This is a genomic window from Chryseobacterium sp. 14P4.3.2, assembly GCF_057799275.1.
The window spans coordinates 1-821 of sequence record NZ_JBYOKO010000067.1 but is presented as its reverse complement, the minus strand read 5'-3'; the positions used below and the strand labels follow the sequence as shown (position 1 = coordinate 821).

The 821-nt window shown below is 22.3% G+C and carries 1 protein-coding gene; it reads right to left on the bottom strand.

Annotation, left to right across the window (positions count from 1 at the left end; all coding sequences use genetic code 11):
* The coding region (locus AC27VX_RS23820; RefSeq protein WP_488698467.1) for a hypothetical protein at positions 1-654 on the bottom strand (654 nt) is incomplete at its 3' end.
* Positions 655-821: the final 167 nt, after the last annotated feature.

The following is an 821-nucleotide window of genomic DNA, read 5'->3' as shown; positions in this document are numbered from 1 at the left end:
TAGTCCCATCTCACCATCATCATATTCATATCCTTCTTCGAATAACCCCTTAACAATAATGTTATCACCTGTATCAACATAATTTACATCCACGTAGTAATAGTTATTCTTTTTAACACATTTTAAATCTTCTTTTCTTATTTCTTTATTATTTAAAAAGAATGACAAAAAAATAGTTGCAGATGTATTTACCTTAATTTTTTTATTTGGTATATAGAACTTATATCTTAAGGTATTATGGTTTAATCTTTCTTTCAAATAAAACAAACTATTTTTTATGTCATTTCCATTTTTTGTATCATAATTAATATACTGATTAACATATTCTTTATTATCAACAATTCGATATTCTAATCTAACATTGTCAGCTTGAATATTTTTTTTATTTACAATATTCCACCAATTTATTTTTTGATTATATTGATTAATATATCCTTCAATCTTATAATCTTCAAACTCTCCCTGAACCTTTTTTAGAGAGTCATTTACAGCAATTTCTTTATAGTTTTTCCATTTTTTTATATTGGTTGGAAAAGCAAAATATTCTGTAGGATTATAATTTTCCTTTTGTATTTTCATATCTACTTTGTGATTTTCTTTTTTACAAGAATAAACCATAAATAGTATTAAAATAATAATATATATTATCCTCATTATTAATTATTTTATATTTTTAGACTTTAAAATTCTTTGATTATCTACAGAATTCATAAATCTCATAAATCCTGTGGAGTCATTATTTTTAATATATTTTGCTGTGTCTAAAGATTTAAAAGATCCATTTTTATCATAAGTCCAAGTATTGTAAACACTTAATGTAC